Raw genomic sequence first — 16,381 nt, forward strand, 5'->3', positions numbered from 1 at the left:
CCGGCACGGACCAAACGGGCAAATCAGGGGCCCGTGGCCGCAATGTCACGGGCCATTTTGCTGCCCGATCTTCGCCACATTCTCGCCACATTCGCCTCTCTTGGTGGCCATTCTGCACCACCCACAAGATGTGGGTGCCGCGCCCGCGAAATTTTTGAAAAGCTTTTCACTATGAACACTTTAAAGAAAATGCCGCCTATGCTAGGCTTTGCGTAATCATAAAACACAAGCCAGCCGGAAAACCGGCGGCACGAGGCAGAAAAAGAGTGGTTCCATGAGAACGCGGAGCAGGACGCCAATCCGGCTGGGATTGGTCATACTTGCAACGATCTGGATGGTGGTGATCGTCCCGCTGAGCGCGGCGGCGGCCCCCTATGCGGCGTTGGTGATGGATGCGCGCAGCGGCAAGGTGCTGCACGCGCGTAACGCGGATACCCGGCTTCACCCCGCCTCGCTCACCAAGATGATGACGCTCTACGTGGTGTTCGAGGCCATCGAGAACGGCGAGATCTCTCTCGACACGCAGGTGCGCATTTCCAAACATGCCGCGTCCGAGCCGCCCTCCAAGCTGGGGCTCAAGGCGGGCCAGCAGATCAGGCTGCGCTACCTGATCCGCGGGGCCGCCATCAAATCGGCCAATGACGCCGCGACCGCCATCGCCGAGGCCGTTGAAGGCTCCGAAGCCAAATTCGCCCGCCGGATGAACCGCACCGCCAAGGCGATGGGCATGACCCGCACCACCTTCAAGAACGCCCATGGCCTGACCGAAAGTGGCCACCTCTCGACCGCCCGCGACATGACCGTTCTCGGGCGGCATTTGTTTTATGACTACCCGGAATATTACAACCTCTTCTCGCGGCTGACCGCCGATGCGGGCGTGCGCACGGTGTCGCACACCAACGCGCGCCTTCTGAAAAGCTACAAGGGCGCTGATGGCATCAAAACGGGCTATACCCGTGCGGCCGGCTTCAACCTGACCGCCAGCGCCGAGCGCAATGGCGAGCGTATCATCGCCACCGTCTTCGGGGGCCGCTCCACCGCCTCGCGCAACGCCAAGGTGGCCGAACTGCTGGACCTGGGCTTCAAACGTGCGCCGCGCCGGGTGGCGCTGCACAAGCCCCAGAAACCGGCCTATATGGGCAAGATCCAGGGCGGCACTACCGCCATAGCCAGCGCCGCCCCCGCCGAAAAGGCACCTGACGGGCATTACGGCAAAACCGTCCGCCTCGCCTCGGCTGCCGCCGTCAAGACCAGCCTGCGCCCGCAACTGCGCCCCGGCGCCGAACCCCAGCCCGTGGCGCTTGCCGAGAAAGACGATATCGACAAGGCCGTGCTGGCCGCGCAACAGGTGGCGCTTGCCGCCAGCCAGCAGGCCCAGCCCACAGCCAAACCCGCAGCCCGCCCGAAAGACCTCGTGCTGGCCTCTGCCTCCCCCGCCGCCTCTGTTGAGAAATCCGCGGTGGATGAGGCCGTGCTGGCCGCCGTCAGAGAGCCCGCTCCCGACCCGGTGCAGGAGGTTGTCACCCGCATCTCCACCTCCGGCGGGCGCTATTGGGGCATCAATGTGGGCCGCTATCCCTCCGAATACAAAGCCCGCAAGGTGCTGCTGACCGTGGCGCTCAATGAAATGAGCACGCTCGACGGATCCCTGCGCAAAGTGGTCAAACGCAAGGGCGGGTTTGATGCGAATTTCATGGGCATGACCCAGGAAAGCGCCGATCTCGCCTGCCGCCGCCTTCAGGCCAAGCAGGTCACCTGCTTTACCATCGGGCCAGGCTGATCCCGCCCCCGACCTGATCCGGGGCCATCACCTTCAGCGTTTCGGCTTGTCGTCGTAATCGGTGTTGAGAATACGCCGCGCGTCGCCCTCCGGGTCGTCATACTGGTTCGAGCGCACCGTATAGACAAAGGCAATCAGCCCCACCGTACCCAGAAACAGCGAAATCGGGATCAGATAAGCCAGGACGTTCATCTCTACCTCAGGCGCAGCGCGTTCAGGGACACGGTAATCGAAGAGGCCGACATCGCCAAGGCCGCGATCAGCGGCGAGCAGAGCCCCGCCACCGCCAGCGGCACCGCGATGACGTTATAGACCGTGGCGATCCGGAAATTCTCGCGAATGCGCCGTGTCGCGCTCCGGGCGGTGTCGCAGGCTTCGGAAATCGGGCTGAGGTCCCCGCCCAGAAGCACGATATCGCTCGCCACCCGCGCCGCATCCAGCGCGCTCGCAGGCGAGATCGACACATGCGCCGCCGCCAGTGCCGCGGTGTCATTGAGCCCGTCACCCACCATCAGCACCCGCGCGCCCTCTTCGGTCAGCGCCTGAATGCGCGCGGATTTGTCCGCAGGCAGCGCCTCGGCCATCCAATGCGTGATCCCCAGCCGCTTGGCCAGCGCCTCCACGGCAGGGGTCGTATCGCCCGACATCAGATAGGTTTTCTTGCCCGCCGCCTGCAACGCGGCCACGGCCTCCTCGGCCCCGTCGCGCAGCTGATCCACGAAGGTGAAGCTCACCGGCGCCTGTCCCTCGATGCTCAGATGCGCCGCCGTCTGCGCGCCCGGAGTGGCCCCGGTCCAGCTTGCCCGGCCCAGCCGCACCTCCTGCCCGTTCCACATGCCCTTGGCGCCATAGCCCGGCACCTCCGTGATCTCGCTCACCCGCGCGGGGGTCAGCCCCCTCGCCTCTGCCGCCCGCGCCAGGGCCCGCGCCAGCGGATGCGACGACCCTTGCGCCAGCGCATAGGCCACGCGCATCGGCTGTTTGGGATATGTGCCGGGATGCTCCAGCTCCGGCGCGCCCGAGGTCAGTGTCCCGGTCTTGTCAAACACCACCGCATCGACCTCTGCCAGCCGCTCCAGTGCGGTTTCGTGCTTGATCAGCATGCCGCGGCGAAAGAGCCGCCCGCTCGCCGCCGTGGTCACCGCCGGCACCGCCAGACCCAGCGCACAGGGGCAGGTGATGATCAGCACCGCCGCCGCGATATTCAGCGCCGTGCGAAGGTCGAACGTGTAGAGATACCAGCCCACAAAGGCCAGCGCCGACAGGATATGCACGCCGGGCGCATAAAGCTTCGCCGCCTTGTCAGCAAGCGAGGTATAGCGCGAACGGCCGCTTTCCGCGATGGCCACCAGATCCGCCATCTGATGCAGCGAGGTGTCGCGCCCCACCGCGCGCGCCTGAACCGTCAGCGGCCCGGTCAGGTTCACCTCCCCTGCCGATACCTCCTGCCCCGGCTGCGCCAGCACCGGCAGCGTCTCTCCGGTCAGCAGCGACCGGTCCAGCTCGGACATGCCCTCGATGATCACACCATCCACTGGCATCCGCCCGCCCGGACGCACCAGCACGCGGTCGCCCACGGCCAGCTCGGCCACGTTCACCTGTTCTTCGATGCCCCCGTTCACCCGCAGGGCGCGCGGCACTTCCAGCGCCGTCAGCTCTTCCGCGGCTGAACGCGCAATCGCGCGCGTGCGATGATCCAGGTACCGCCCCGCCAGCAGGAAGAAGGTCAGCGTCAGCGCCGCATCGAAATAGGCATGTTCCCCGCTCAGCGCGGTCTCCCACAGCGATGTCACCACCGCCAGCAGAATGGCCAGCGTGATCGGCACATCCATGTTCAGCCGCGCCTGCCGCAGCGCCCCCCAGGCATTGCGGAAGAACGGCTGACCGGAAAAGGCAATGGTCGGCAGGGCAATCGCCGCGGAAATCCAGTGGAACATGTCGCGCGTCGCCGCCTCCGCCCCGGACCAGACCGAGACCGACAGCAGCATCACGTTCATGCTGGCAAAGCCCGCCACCGCCAGCCGCATCAGCAAATCGCGCCCGGCCTTGTCGGTGGCCGTCGCGTTCAGAGTCCCCGCGTCCAGCTCATGCGCCTCATAGCCCAGGCTCTCGACATACTCGGCCATCTCCTGCGCGGTCACGTCCGGTTCGGCCTCGATACTGGCGCGTTTCAGGGTCAGGTTCACCCGCGCCGAACGCACGCCGGGATGCGCGGCAAGCCCCTTTTCCACCTTCGAGATACAGGCCGCGCAATGGATCGTCGGCAGCGACAGGGCAATCTGCGCCTCCGTTGGCGCCGCGCTCTCGGCCAGCGCTTCTGCCGCCGGGGCGGCCACGCAGGCCGGACAGGCCGACGCAGAGGGAGGGCGCATCGTCGCGGTCATACGCGTCAGTCCTTGATCAGCACGACGCGCTGACGAAACTCAGTGCCGTCTTCGGCCAGCGCCACCATGCGGATATTCCAGTTGCCCCCGCCCAGCTCGACCGGGGCCGAATAGACCTGCCCATCGAAATAGAACACAGGCTCGCTGTCTTCCTTCACATGGGTCGCACGGCCCAGCACCGCATGCAGTTTCGCCGCTTTCACCGGCTGACCGCTTGCATCGGTAATGGACAGCGTCAGCAGCCCGTCCTTGTGATGCGCCTCCACCGTCCAGCCCAGGGCAAGCTGCGCATCGCGGCGTTCGTCAAATTGCTGGCTCGCAACATAAGAGTTCTTCACCTCCAGCCCCGGAAAGGTCTTTACCGCCGAAAAGGCCAGAAGCAGGTTGACCGCGATGATCACCGAAAAGGCCGCCGCAAAGCCAATAAAGACATGGCGCCCCGTGATCTGTTTTTCCGTCTTGGTCATCATCATTCCACCCCGTTGAAAATGGTGTCCTTATAAGCGCGCTCGCCGTTCGAGATATCCTCGACCCAGAGCCGCACATCGGTCCGCTCGACCTGTGCCGCCGCTGCCCCCGGGGCCGCCACCAGGTAAACCCGTTGCAGCTTCGTGGTGTCGGCAGGCACGTCCACCGTATCATAGGGCGTGCCTTCCAGTTGCAGCCGGATCGCCGGATCGCCCTTGACCGACAGGCGGAACGGCCGGTCCTCGCCATGCTTGTTCAGCAGGCGCACCTCATAGGTGTTGCGGATCGACCCGTCGGACAGCACGACATAGGTCGGGTTGCGCACGGGTGCGACGGTCATCTCGATATCGGCGCGGATGAACAGCGCAAAGACCAGCAGAACGCCCACCAGCGACCACAGCGATGTATACATGATCGTGCGCGGCCGCAGGATATGCTTGATGATCGGCTTGGGCGGCTTGCCCTCCCGCTCCAGCGTCTCATCGGTCAGCGCCATATAGTCGATCAGCCCGCGCGGCTTGCCGATCTTTTCCATGATGTCGTCACAGGCATCAATACACAGCGCGCAGGTGATACATTCCAGCTGCTGACCGTCGCGGATGTCGATCCCCACCGGGCAGACATTGACGCAGGCCATGCAGTCGATGCAATCGCCCTGCTCCGCACCCGCCTTCACCTCTTCCGAATGCTTGCGCGGCTCGCCCCGCCATTCGCGGTAGCCGACGATCAGCGTGTCCTCGTCGATCATTGCCGCCTGAATACGGGGCCAGGGGCAGGCATAGATGCAGACCTGCTCGCGCGCCACACCGCCGAAGAAAAAGGTCGTCGCCGTCAGAATCCCCACCGTCGTGTAGGCAATCGGATGCGCATTCAGCGTGAACAGATCGACCAGAAGCGTCGGCGCATCTGCGAAATAGAACACCCACGCCCCCCCGGTGGCCGCCGCGATCAGGATCCACACGATATATTTCGTCAGCCGGATCCGCGCCTTGCGCACATCCCATTTCTTCTGCCGGTGCAGGCGCAGACGCGCGTTGCGGTCGCCCTCGATCCAGCGTTCCACGAGGATAAAGAGGTCCGTCCACACCGTCTGCGGGCAGGCATATCCACACCACACCCGCCCCAGCGCCGAGGTAAACAGAAACAGCCCCAGACCCGCCATCACCAGAAGCCCGGCAATGAAATAGAACTCATGCGGCCAGATCTCGATCCAGAAGAAAAAGAACCGCCGGTTCGCCAGATCCACCAGCACCGCCTGATCCGGCAGGTTGGGCCCCCGGTCCCAGCGAATCCATGGGGTCAGATAGTAAATCCCCAGGGTCACAATCATGATGACCCATTTCAGGTTACGGAATTTGCCGCTGACCTTCTTGGGAAAAACGGGTTCACGGGCCGCATAAAGGCTCGGCGGCGACGATGGCTCTGCATTTGCCACAGGTAAAAAACTCCGGATAACTTGATCAAGATCAGCGCCCTTTTGGCAGGATTGCCGGGGTGCAGCTTTGATATGAGTCAATTTCTGACTTTTGCATTGAGGTTATTCGTCGCGTGCCGTCGCGCAGCGGCGCAGCCAGTTCGCAAAGGCCCGGGCCTTGGGCCGCAACGGACCGGGGCGGGTGACGATGAAATAGCCCGTTTCCTCCGGTTCCTCGAAAAGCAGCCGGAGCCGCCCGGCCCGAATGTCATCCTCCACCCAGTGCAACACCGTCAGCGACACCCCCTGCCCCTGACGCACCCCTTCAAGAAGCAGATTGCCCGGCACCTGCATCATCGCCCCCGCGCGCACGCCGCTCAACCCGCGCCGCCGCAGCCAGTCGGTTGATTCAGAAGTCCCGAACTCCTGCACCCAGGGAAGATCCAGCAGGTCCGCAGGCTCTCGGATGTCGCGGCCATCGATCAGCGCCGGGGCCGCCACCACCACCAGCGGCGAAATGAAAAGCGGGCTCACATCGACCCCGGACCAGTCGCCCGTGCCATAGCGGATGGCAATGTCGATCCCCCCCGGCTCCAGCGGAACGCGTTCGGGCGTCGGGTTGATCATGACATCCACATCCGGGTGCCGGTGCCGAAAGTCCAGCATGCGCGGCATCAGCCATTGCGCCGCAAATCCCGGCGTGGTGGTGATCTGCAGCGGCCGGTCCGCATCGGCCGTGGTCAACTCCTCCACCGCGCGCGCAATCGCCCCGAAGCCAAGCTTCAGCGCCTCGGCCAGATGCGTCCCCTCCGGCGAAAGCTGCAACTGCCGCCCGGACCGGTCCACGAGCTTCAGCCCCATATGCGCCTCCAGCGCCTTGATCTGCTGGCTGATCGCCGCGTGGCTGACATTCAGCCGCGCCCCCGCCGCCACGGCAGAGCCCGTCTCGGCCAGCGCCGAAAAGGCGCGCAGCGCGGTCAGCGGGGGCATGGTCAGCCAATCCATTATGTAATTTTTCCTTACATATTAGAAAACTTCCTGAGTCGCATTATGGCAGGGTTCAATCCATATTCAAATGAGTAAAACGAGATACGGAAAGGACGGACCATGCTGAACATCTTCGCAAATTCTTTCATGACTGCGACGCGGAACACACCGTCGGAGCAGCGGGACAATCATTCGCACTGGGCCCCTAGCGAACGGTTCGATAACCGCCGCAATGCCGAGATGGAGGCGCATCTGACCGCGCGGCGCCGTGATTGATCCTGACCTGGTCGATGCCTATCTGGGCCACCCGGCGCGCCGCGCGACGCGCCGCTGGCCCTGGCGCGGACGCAGATGGGCCGCTCTCCCGCCCGATCCCCTGCCTCCGCGCCGCTGATGCGGCAGGCACGTGCGGCCCTAGGCGCCGCGCGTGCCGACCAGTTTCAGCCGACGGGAGGCCGAGGTCCGGCCCGGCCCGAACATGTCGCGCACCTGGTCCGTTCCGGCACAGGCCACCCGGTTCCTTCCCGCCGTCTTTGCGGCGTAAAGTGCGGCATCGGCCTCGGACAGCCACGCATCCGGCACCGTCAGCCCCCGGTGCAGCGCGGCGATGCCAAGGCTGACGGTAAACCGCAGGTCGCCCCCGGGCTGATGCAGCCGCATCCGGGCCACCGCCTCCCGCATCTGCAAAGCCAGCTCTCGCGCCTCGCCAACCGCGTGGTCGGGCAGCAGACAGGCAAACTCCTCTCCGCCGATCCGATAGAGCCTGCCCCCGAAGGGCAGCAGCCTGCGCAGACGCTCCGCCAGTTCGCGCAGCGCCATATCTCCGGCAGCATGGCCGAACCGGTCATTGATCTGTTTGAAATGATCAATGTCGATCATCAGCAGGCTCGCCTGCCGCCCGCTGGTGCAATATTCCACCAGCGCTGCTTCCAGATCGGGCTGAAACTGCCGCCGCGAGGCCGCCCTGGTCAGCCAGTCGGTCGAGGCGGCCCGGCTCAGTTCCTCACAGGCCCGGGTGATGGCGATCTCCTGCGCGACCCAGGCAGCAAAGAGCTTGATCAGGTCCACCTCCTCGGCGCTGAAGGCCGAGCGCGCGATCGGGCTTGAAAAACTCAGCGTCCCGAACCGCTCTTTGTCCACCGTCAGCGGAATGCCGATATAACACCGCTGGTTCAGCCCCGCGATACAGCCCAATGCCGGAAAACCGCCACGATGCGCGTCGGCAATGGTTAACGGCCCATCCTCGCTCAGCGCGAGCCCGCAAAACATGTCGGACAGGGCGAACTGCATCCCTGCCGACAGATCCACAATCGTGGATTGAGCATGTAAAACAGTGCATTGCCCACCTTGCACCTGCGTGACCATCGCTGTGGGCAGGCGGAAATACTCACAGCCGATCCGCATGATCGCATGGATTTTTTCCTGCCCGCTCATGTCCTGGCTGGACGACACATCGTAAAGCCGCGACATCACATCATGCAGATCAAGCAGCTCATCCATATCGCGGATCAGCGCGGCAAATCCGATCACCTCACCGGCCTTGTCCCGCACCGCCCAGCCAATCGTCTCGCTTCGGATCAGGCGGCCCGCCTTGTGGCGGTAATTGACCATGTAATCGGGCTTTACCGGGGCACGGCTGGTGTAATGGCGGGTGCGGCCAATCTGTGCGTTATCGCGGGTGCGATCATAGAGGATCTCGGTCTTGCGCCCTCGCAGATCATCAAGCGTATACCCCATCAACTCGGTAAACGCCTGGTTCACCCAGGTGATACGCCTGTCGGTATCGGCGAGGATCACCGCCTCTTTCAATTCGCCAAATACCTGCGCTGTCTTGGCAATCGCCTCTGATCGGGCCGGGTCCGGCCGCTCCCTTTCTCCAGAACTCACCGCATTGCTCCTTTTAAGAGTTTTGACACGCTGAGTAGAGATGAACGACGTTTACTAAAATTAGCTTAAAAAACGATAGCCAAAGGCCGTGACGCAGTCGGAAAGATGCGGTTTTCGGTGCCCGAAAAGGTGCACCGGTCCACCCTGGAAACGCGCGAACAGATCAGCGGGACCGGTGCTGACCCGCCCGCAAGGGACTGCAGGCGGGTGTCTTTGTCAGGCGGGGCTTATTCGCCGCCGCCCAGTTGGTGGACATAGGCCGCCACAGCGCGCAGCTCGGCCTCCGACAGGCGCTCGGTCCAGGGCGGCATCACCCCGTAGCGGCTGTAGGTCACGGTTTCCACGAGCGTGTCGTAATCCCCGCCATAGAGCCAGATCGCATCGGCCAGGTTGGGTGCACCCTGATAGATGTCCCCGGTGCCGTCCTCCATGTGGCAGGCCGCGCAATTGTCGGCAAAGACGGTCTCGCCCGCCTTGGCTTTCTCGGCATCCACCGGCTCACCCGAGAGCGACATCACGTAGTTGACCACCTGATCGATCTCTTCCGCCTCCAGGATTTCACCAAAGACCGGCATCTCGGAATAGCGTGCATCGTCATCCTCTTCATTGCGGATGCCGTGGCTGATCGTGGTATGAATATCCTCGATCGTGCCGCCCCAGAGCCAGTCATTGTCCAGCAGGTTCGGATAGCCCTTGGCGCCGGCAGCGCCCGAGCCGTGGCATTGCGCACACCAGGTGCGGAACACGGCGGCCCCGGCCGAAGAGGCATAGCCCTGCAGCTCCGGGTCTGCGCTGATCTCGGTCAGCTCGGTCGCGGCCAGCTTGGCGTTGATCTCGGCATTGGCGGCCTCGGCCTCGGCGATCTCGGCGGCCACATTGGCGCGCGTCGACCAGCCCTTGTAGCCTTCGGTCGCCCCGCTCAGCATCGGCCAGGCCGGGTAAGCGATCACATACCAGATCCCCCAGGCGATACAGGCGTAGAAGATCCACAGCCACCAGCGCGGCAAAGGGTTGTTCCACTCTTCGATACCGTCCCACTCATGCCCGGTGGTCGAGTACCCGTCCTTGTTTGTCTTCTTTTCGTTTGCCATCGTCTTACGCCTCCTTGGCGTCGGCGCTGCGCACGGGCGCAGGCTTGTCTTCATGCCGGAAGGGGATGTTCGCCGGGTTCTCATAGGTCTTGGTGGATCCGGGTCTGAAGACCCAGATCACCATGGCCACGAAGAAGACGAACAGCGCCAGGAGCATCCAGCTATCTGCGAATTCGCGCAGCAGGGAATAGGTTTCCATCGGTCCTCCTCCCTTACCGGCTGGCCACGGGCGTGAAGGTCGAGAAATCGACCAGCGTGCCCAGCATCTGCAGATAGGCGATCAGCGCATCGGCCTCCGAAATTCCGTCATTGCCGTCGAAATTGCGGATGTTGACCTTCTCGCCATAGCGCTCCACGAGCCCGTCCGTGTCACCGAAAGGGTCGATCTGCACGGCAAAGTCGGCCTGCGCGTTCTCGATCATCTCTTCGGTATAGGGCACGCCCACAAAGCGATGGGTCTTCAGCGAGTCCGCGATGTACTTCCCGTCGATCATCCGGCGTTCGAGATAGCCGTATTTGGGCATCACCGATTCCGGCACCACCGATTGCGGGTTGCGCAAATGGTCCACATGCCATTCGTCCGAATAGCGCCCACCGACGCGGGCCAGGTCCGGCCCGGTCCGCTTGGAGCCCCACTGGAACGGATGATCATACTGGCTTTCAGCGGCAAGGCTGTAGTGGCCATAGCGCTCCACCTCGTCGCGCATCGGGCGGATCATCTGGGAGTGGCAGACATAGCAGCCCTCCCGGATGTAGATATCGCGCCCGGCAAGCTCCAGCGGGGTGTAGGGGCGCATGCCCTCCACATCCTCGATGGTGTTTTCCAGGTAGAAGAGCGGTGCGATCTGCACGATGCCGCCGATGGTCACCACCAGGAAGGCGAAGATTGCCAGCAATGTGACGTTCTTCTCCAGTACTGCGTGTTTGTCTAGGATAGCCATTCTATTGTCCCTCCTCTTATTCAGCCGGGACAACGGAGTTGTCGGTTTCCACCGCAGGGCTCCGTCTGGCCGTCATGTAAAGGTTGTAGCACATGATGATTGCGCCGGTGATGAACAGCACGCCGCCCAGGCCCCGCACGATGTACATCGGCAGCTTGGCACTCACGGTGTCGGCGAAGGAGTTCACGAGGAAGCCATTGGCATCCACTTCACGCCACATCAGGCCTTCCATGATCCCCGTCACCCACATCGAGGCGGCGTAGAGCACGATCCCGATCGTGGCGAGCCAGAAGTGCCAGCTCACAAGGCGCAGGCTATAGAGCCGTTCCTTGTTCCACAGTTTCGGCACCAGGAAGTAGAGGCAGCCAAAGGTGATCATGCCGTTCCAGCCCAGAGCGCCGGAATGCACGTGGCCAATGGTCCAGTCGGTATAGTGCGACAGGGAGTTGACCGCGCGGATCGACATCATCGGACCCTCGAAGGTGGACATGCCGTAGAACCCGACCGAGATCACCATCATCCGGATCACCGGGTCGGTGCGCAGCTTGTCCCAGGCGCCCGAAAGCGTCATCAGACCGTTGATCATGCCACCCCAGGAGGGCATCCACAGGATCACCGAGAACACCATGCCCAGCGTCGACGCCCAGTCAGGCAGCGCGGTATAATGCAGGTGGTGCGGACCGGCCCAGATATAAAGGAAGATCAGCGCCCAGAAGTGAATGATGCTGAGCTTGTAGCTGAAGACCGGCCGCTCGGCCTGCTTCGGCACGAAGTAGTACATCATGCCAAGGAAGCCCGCGGTCAGGAAGAAGCCCACCGCGTTGTGGCCATACCACCATTGCGTCATCGCATCCTGCACGCCACTGAAGACCTGCACCGATTTGGAGCCCCAGATCGAAACCGGAATGCTCAGGTTGTTGAAGAGGTGCAGCATCGCCACCGTCAGGATGAAGCTGAGGAAGAACCAGTTGGCCACGTAGATATGCGGCTCCTTGCGCTTCACCAGCGTGCCGACGAAGACGGCCAGATAGGCCAGCCAGACGATGGTCAGCCAGATATCGACATACCATTCCGGCTCGGCATATTCCTTGCCCTGCGTCGCCCCGAGCAGATAGCCCGTCGCCGCCAGGACGATCACCAGCTGATACCCCCAGAAAACGAACCAGGCGAGGTTCCCGCCCCAAAGGCGCGCCGCCGAGGTCCGCTGAACGACATAGAACGAGGTACAGAGCAGGGCGTTGCCGCCAAAGGCGAAGATCACCGCCGATGTGTGCAGCGGACGCAGCCGCCCGAAATTCAGATAGCCTTGCGCCCATTCGAAGTTGAGCACCGGAAAGGCCAGCTGGAAGGCGATGATCGTGCCCACCAGAAAGCCCACGACGCCCCAGAGCGCGGTGGCGATCACCCCATAGCGGATCACCCCGTCCATATATTCACCGGACAGGTCCACATTGGGTTTCGGTTCATCCGTGTGGCGCAGCGTCCACACGAACAGCACGCCGGCCACCAGAGCGATGGTCAGCGCATTGACCATATAGGCCAGGTCGCGAGCGTAATTGGCCGCAATCAGCGCAAAAAGCGCGATCACACCCAACACGATCAGCTTTATATAGTTTGTCATATCCCGTTCCTTCGTCTCTTTACCTCGCACGACTCACAATTGCCGCGCGCGGGGGTCTGGACTGAGGCTGTATTGATATGTCGCGCGCGGGGCTGCCTTGATCTGAATCAAGAATTCCCGGTTTCTGCTGACTGCGCGCCCTTGCCGCAGGCACTGCATAAAACTGCGAAATATCAAGTCATTCGCGGCTTTTCCTTTTAAAAGAACAGCTTGGCGCTCATCTATTGACAGGGATCAAAGTGGGCGGCCCCGCGCGGTGATAAACTATTCAAACCGACTTGGAGAAAGGGAACCGCCATGACCTATTCGAGCCTTTATTGTGTATTGACCGACCCCGCCCTGGTGAAGGACACGCTGCGCCACGCCATCGCGGCAGCGCAGACCCATGACGCGCATCTCGATGTGCTCTGTCTCGGGGTCGATCAGACCCAGACCGGATATTACTACGCCGGGGCCTCTGCCATCGTGCTGCAGGATTCCATCGAACGCGCGCAGGATCTCTCGGCCGAGATCGACGCCGCCGCCCGCGCCATACTGGACGGAGAGAGCCTGCTCTGGGCGATCGAAACCGGCATGACGCAGCTGATCAGTCTTAACCGGCTGATCGCCGCCCGGGCGCGATTCTCCGATCTGGTGATTCTGCCCCAGCCCTATGGCGAGGACCGTGGGATCGAACTGGAAACCATCACCGAAGCCACGCTCTTCGAAGGCAGCACGCCGGCGCTGATCCTGCCCGCCGGTTCCGCCCCCGAGCCGCGCTTCAACAATGTGGTGATCGCCTGGAACGAAAGCGCCGAGGCGCTCAACGCCACCCGCGCCGCCATGCCGCTTCTGAAAGCGGCCGACAAGGTGCATGTGGTTGTGATCGACCCGCCGACCCACGGGCCCAACCGCTCGGATCCGGGCGGGCTTTTATCGCAATATCTGGCCCGTCATGGCGTGACAGTGCAGGTGGAGGTGCTGTCCAAGACATTGCCGCGTATCTCCGACGTGCTCAGCCGCCACGTGGCCGATATCGGCGCCGATCTCGTCGTGATGGGAGCCTATGGCCACAGCCGGGTGCGCGAGGCCGTATTTGGCGGCGCCACCCGCGACTTGCTCGAGACGTCGACAGTGCCCGTTCTGATGGCACATTGACAAAGCGCTCCGGGGCAACGGTCCTGGCACGGCGGCCACGCGCGGGGAAAATCTCGCGTGTGGTTCGCCTCGCTTTCCTTGCAAACGCCCGCAACGGCTGAGCGACGCAGCCCCTTCATTTGCCCTCTTTTGGGCTAAACCAGCGCATGCACGACCGTAATCAGCAATCCGGTTTGTGGACGGAGCGGACGTTTGATCTGCGTACCTAGCCGGTTAACAGGCCGAAGGCCCCGGCCATCGTCAGGCCCCCCCTTGGCCTGGCGATATGGCAGACACAAGCGCGTCGAACAGTCTGTGGAGGTGCTTGGCCAACATAAAGCGCAATCGATCAAAGGTCAGGATCGCCAGTCCGGGGCCTGACGTTGGCCTCTCATCGTGAAAACTGGCAATGTCCGCCAAGGGCTCAGCGCGGCGATGCCACTCCGTTTGACGCGCCATCGCGTCCCGCTCAAGCGCCGCGGCGCTCAGAGCGTGTCAGGCCAGCATCCCGCCATCGCTGTCGTCGCCCGCCTCATCCAGCAGGCGCTCGAAATCGGGCACGGTGACATGCCGCTTGCCCTTCAGCTCGATCACCCCGTCGCGCTTCAGCGCCGAGACCTGGCGGCTCACCGTTTCCAGCGTCAGGCCCAGATAATCGGCCATCGCCTCGCGGGTCAGCGGCAGATCGAACACCATCTGCCCTTTCGGCCCCTGCATGTTCAGCGTGGCATTGCGCCGCGCGATGATCGACAGAAGCGACGCGATCTTCTCGCGCGCGGTCTTGCGGCCCAGCACCAGCATCCATTCCCGTGCGGCGTCCAGCTCGTCCAGCGTCATCTCCAGCAGACGCTGGGCGATATGCGGCGTGCGCCCCATCATCTCTTCGAACGGCGCCTTGCGGAAGCAGCACATCACCAGATCCGAGGTGGCCACCACGTCATAGGCCGCGGCCCCCCGGCCCGGACGGCCAACGAAATCGCTCGGCAGCAGCAGGCCCACCATCTGCGTGCGCCCGTCCTCCATCGTCTGGGTCAGCGTCGCGATGCCGGAGACGACCGAGCCCACGAAATCCATCTGATCTCCGGACCAGATGATCGTCTGACCCGCCTCAAAGCTGCGGTAATACTTGATCATGTCGAGCTCGGCGAGCTCATCAGGCTCGCACCGCGCGCAAACCGCACGATGACGGATGGGGCACTCTCCGCAATTGCGAGAGAAGACTTCAGCGTGTTCCTGAGGCATCCCCGCCCCCTTTCCGACACTTGATCTGTGTCAAAGTAATTTCCGTCCGCGCCCCTAAAGGTATGCGCATGACAACAAAAGCACAACTGGGCAAACTGGGTCTCTTTGACGCAAAAGTGCCACGCTACACCAGCTACCCGACCGCCCCGCATTTCAAGCCGGGTGTCGGAGGCGACGTTTTTGCCTCCTGGATCGCAAAGATCCCGGAAGGCGCCCAAATCTCGCTCTACGTGCATGTGCCGTTTTGCAGGCGTTTATGCTGGTTTTGCGCCTGCCGCACCCAGGGCACACAGACCCTGACGCCGGTTGCCTCCTATGTGGAAACACTTAAATCCGAGCTTGCGCTTCTGAAGGCGCATCTGCCCCGGGGCGTCACCTTGTCGCGGCTCCACTGGGGCGGCGGCACACCGACCTTGCTCGATGCCGGGATGATCACCGCGCTGGCCGAGGCGGTCAAGGATGTAGCCCCCTTCGCCGATAACACCGAATTTTCGGTCGAGATCGATCCCTGCGAACTTGATTCGGATCGCCTGCAGGCATTGGCCCGCGCGGGCATGACCCGCGCTTCGATCGGCGTGCAGGATTTCGACCCCGAGATTCAGAACACGATCGGCCGGATTCAGGGCTACGACATCACCCGCAAGGTGGCCGAGGACATCCGCGCCGTGGGCGTCGAGAGCCTGAACGCCGATATCCTGTTCGGTCTGCCCGACCAGTCCAAGGCGCGCATCACCGAAAGCGTCCAGAAACTTCTGTCGCTCAACCCGGACCGCGTGGCGCTCTATGGCTATGCGCATGTGCCCTGGATGGCCAAGCGCCAGCAGATGATCCCCTCGGATCGCCTGCCCACCCCCGAGGAACGGCTGGAGCTCTTTGATACCGCCCGCCGCCTGTTCATGTGGGACGGCTATGACGCGATCGGCATCGACCATTTCGCGCGCCCCGAGGACGGGCTGAGCCGGGCGTTGAAAGCAGGCACGCTGCGGCGGAATTTCCAGGGCTATACCGACGACACCGCCGAGGTTCTGATCGGCGTCGGCGCCTCGTCCATCTCGCGCTTCCCGCAGGGTTATGCTCAGAACGCACCGGCCACGGGCGCCCATACCGCAGCGATCCGCGACGGGCGCTTTTCCACGGCACGGGGCCATGTCTTTGCCGGTGAGGACAAGCTTCGCGCCCGCATGATCGAAGCGCTGATGTGCGATTTCTTCGTATCGGTCGAGGAGCTGCACAACACATTCGGCACCCCGGTCGCCAAGCTGCGCAAGATGCTCAAGGACACCTCGGACGCCTTCCCGGGCCTGCTCAACCTCTCCGATGAAGGGCTGCATATCCCCCATGCGGCGCAGCCCCTCACCCGGATGATCGCCCGCAGCTTTGACGCCTATGACCTGAGCATGGCGGGCCACAGCTCGGCCATCTGAGCCACTCTTACGGCCCCGCCAGCACG

15 protein-coding genes are annotated in these 16,381 nt (G+C 63.2%); 4 read left to right on the plus strand and 11 right to left on the minus strand.

Annotation, left to right across the window (positions count from 1 at the left end; genetic code table 11):
- Positions 1-274 precede the first annotated feature (274 nt).
- The gene (locus EI983_RS14850; protein ID WP_198389307.1) at positions 275-1,780 is read left to right on the plus strand and encodes a D-alanyl-D-alanine carboxypeptidase family protein; all 1,506 of its coding nucleotides are present in this window, start codon (positions 275-277) and stop codon (positions 1,778-1,780) included.
- Positions 1,781-1,813: 33 nt separating this feature from the next.
- Here EI983_RS14850 and ccoS read toward each other — a convergent pair whose 3' ends face one another.
- From ccoS to EI983_RS14875, 5 genes are all read right to left on the minus strand, one after another.
- Complete coding sequence (ccoS, locus tag EI983_RS14855) at positions 1,814-1,972, minus strand: cbb3-type cytochrome oxidase assembly protein CcoS (RefSeq protein ID WP_157708144.1); 159 nt, start codon at positions 1,970-1,972, stop codon at positions 1,814-1,816.
- 2 nt (positions 1,973-1,974) lie between these two features.
- A complete protein-coding gene (locus EI983_RS14860) occupies positions 1,975-4,164 on the minus strand; it encodes a heavy metal translocating P-type ATPase (protein ID WP_157708145.1) in 2,190 nt (729 codons plus the stop codon).
- A gap of 5 nt (positions 4,165-4,169) precedes the next feature.
- Positions 4,170-4,631, minus strand: a complete 462-nt coding sequence (locus EI983_RS14865) for a FixH family protein (RefSeq protein ID WP_157708146.1) — start codon at positions 4,629-4,631, stop codon at positions 4,170-4,172.
- A gap of 2 nt (positions 4,632-4,633) precedes the next feature.
- Positions 4,634-5,962, minus strand: a complete 1,329-nt coding sequence (ccoG, locus tag EI983_RS14870; protein ID WP_425500874.1) for a cytochrome c oxidase accessory protein CcoG — start codon at positions 5,960-5,962, stop codon at positions 4,634-4,636.
- Positions 5,963-6,169: 207 nt separating this feature from the next.
- Entirely contained in the window at positions 6,170-7,051 is an 882-nt protein-coding gene (locus tag EI983_RS14875; RefSeq protein ID WP_157708148.1) for a LysR family transcriptional regulator, read from the minus strand.
- A gap of 102 nt (positions 7,052-7,153) precedes the next feature.
- Between EI983_RS14875 and EI983_RS19260 the strand changes: the two genes are divergently transcribed.
- Positions 7,154-7,309, plus strand: a complete 156-nt coding sequence (locus EI983_RS19260) for a hypothetical protein (RefSeq protein ID WP_198389308.1) — start codon at positions 7,154-7,156, stop codon at positions 7,307-7,309.
- Between the two features lie 138 nt (positions 7,310-7,447).
- Here the strand turns inward: EI983_RS19260 and EI983_RS14880 are convergent, their stop codons facing one another.
- From EI983_RS14880 to ccoN, 5 genes are all read right to left on the minus strand, one after another.
- Positions 7,448-8,920 carry a sensor domain-containing diguanylate cyclase gene (locus tag EI983_RS14880; protein WP_157708149.1) on the minus strand — a complete coding sequence of 491 codons (1,473 nt, stop codon included), beginning with the start codon at positions 8,918-8,920 and terminating at the stop codon, positions 7,448-7,450.
- Between the two features lie 227 nt (positions 8,921-9,147).
- Positions 9,148-10,011 carry a cytochrome-c oxidase, cbb3-type subunit III gene (gene ccoP, locus EI983_RS14885; protein ID WP_157708150.1) on the minus strand — a complete coding sequence of 288 codons (864 nt, stop codon included), beginning with the start codon at positions 10,009-10,011 and terminating at the stop codon, positions 9,148-9,150.
- Positions 10,012-10,015: 4 nt separating this feature from the next.
- Positions 10,016-10,210, minus strand: coding sequence for a cbb3-type cytochrome c oxidase subunit 3 (locus EI983_RS14890; protein ID WP_157708151.1), 195 nt, complete (start codon positions 10,208-10,210; stop codon positions 10,016-10,018).
- 13 nt (positions 10,211-10,223) lie between these two features.
- The gene (ccoO, locus tag EI983_RS14895; protein ID WP_157708152.1) at positions 10,224-10,952 is read right to left on the minus strand and encodes a cytochrome-c oxidase, cbb3-type subunit II; all 729 of its coding nucleotides are present in this window, start codon (positions 10,950-10,952) and stop codon (positions 10,224-10,226) included.
- A gap of 16 nt (positions 10,953-10,968) precedes the next feature.
- Entirely contained in the window at positions 10,969-12,573 is a 1,605-nt protein-coding gene (gene ccoN, locus EI983_RS14900) for a cytochrome-c oxidase, cbb3-type subunit I (protein ID WP_157708153.1), read from the minus strand.
- Positions 12,574-12,870: 297 nt separating this feature from the next.
- Here ccoN and EI983_RS14905 point away from each other — a divergent pair, with 297 nt between their 5' ends.
- Positions 12,871-13,710 (plus strand): universal stress protein, encoded by an 840-nt coding sequence (locus tag EI983_RS14905; protein WP_157708154.1) that lies wholly within the window; start codon positions 12,871-12,873, stop codon positions 13,708-13,710.
- A 474-nt stretch (positions 13,711-14,184) separates the two neighbouring features.
- Here EI983_RS14905 and fnrL read toward each other — a convergent pair whose 3' ends face one another.
- On the minus strand, positions 14,185-14,931 hold the full coding sequence (gene fnrL, locus EI983_RS14910; RefSeq protein ID WP_157708155.1) for a transcriptional regulator FnrL: 747 nt from the start codon (positions 14,929-14,931) through the stop codon (positions 14,185-14,187).
- A gap of 68 nt (positions 14,932-14,999) precedes the next feature.
- On the opposite strand from fnrL, the gene hemN reads away from it, so the two are divergent.
- A complete protein-coding gene (gene hemN / locus EI983_RS14915; protein WP_157708156.1) occupies positions 15,000-16,355 on the plus strand; it encodes an oxygen-independent coproporphyrinogen III oxidase in 1,356 nt (451 codons plus the stop codon).
- Positions 16,356-16,381 lie beyond the last annotated feature (26 nt).

The organism is Roseovarius faecimaris, assembly GCF_009762325.1.
GTDB lineage: Bacteria > Pseudomonadota > Alphaproteobacteria > Rhodobacterales > Rhodobacteraceae > Roseovarius > Roseovarius faecimaris.

Excerpts from the sequence above, each read along its gene's own strand:
- ccoO (WP_157708152.1), bottom strand. The coding sequence starts at position 10,952 with ATGGCTATCCTAGACAAACACGCAGTACTGGAGAAGAACGTCACATTG.
- ccoN (WP_157708153.1), bottom strand. The coding sequence starts at position 12,573 with ATGACAAACTATATAAAGCTGATCGTGTTGGGTGTGATCGCGCTTTTT.
- EI983_RS14875 (WP_157708148.1), bottom strand. The coding sequence starts at position 7,051 with ATGGATTGGCTGACCATGCCCCCGCTGACCGCGCTGCGCGCCTTTTCG.
- ccoP (WP_157708150.1), bottom strand. The coding sequence starts at position 10,011 with ATGGCAAACGAAAAGAAGACAAACAAGGACGGGTACTCGACCACCGGG.
- EI983_RS14850 (WP_198389307.1), top strand. The coding sequence starts at position 275 with ATGAGAACGCGGAGCAGGACGCCAATCCGGCTGGGATTGGTCATACTT.
- EI983_RS14865 (WP_157708146.1), bottom strand. The coding sequence starts at position 4,631 with ATGACCAAGACGGAAAAACAGATCACGGGGCGCCATGTCTTTATTGGC.
- fnrL (WP_157708155.1), bottom strand. The coding sequence starts at position 14,931 with ATGCCTCAGGAACACGCTGAAGTCTTCTCTCGCAATTGCGGAGAGTGC.
- EI983_RS14905 (WP_157708154.1), top strand. The coding sequence starts at position 12,871 with ATGACCTATTCGAGCCTTTATTGTGTATTGACCGACCCCGCCCTGGTG.
- EI983_RS14890 (WP_157708151.1), bottom strand. The coding sequence starts at position 10,210 with ATGGAAACCTATTCCCTGCTGCGCGAATTCGCAGATAGCTGGATGCTC.
- EI983_RS19260 (WP_198389308.1), top strand. The coding sequence starts at position 7,154 with ATGCTGAACATCTTCGCAAATTCTTTCATGACTGCGACGCGGAACACA.
- hemN (WP_157708156.1), top strand. The coding sequence starts at position 15,000 with ATGACAACAAAAGCACAACTGGGCAAACTGGGTCTCTTTGACGCAAAA.
- ccoG (WP_425500874.1), bottom strand. The coding sequence starts at position 5,962 with ATGATTGTGACCCTGGGGATTTACTATCTGACCCCATGGATTCGCTGG.
- EI983_RS14860 (WP_157708145.1), bottom strand. The coding sequence starts at position 4,164 with ATGACCGCGACGATGCGCCCTCCCTCTGCGTCGGCCTGTCCGGCCTGC.
- ccoS (WP_157708144.1), bottom strand. The coding sequence starts at position 1,972 with ATGAACGTCCTGGCTTATCTGATCCCGATTTCGCTGTTTCTGGGTACG.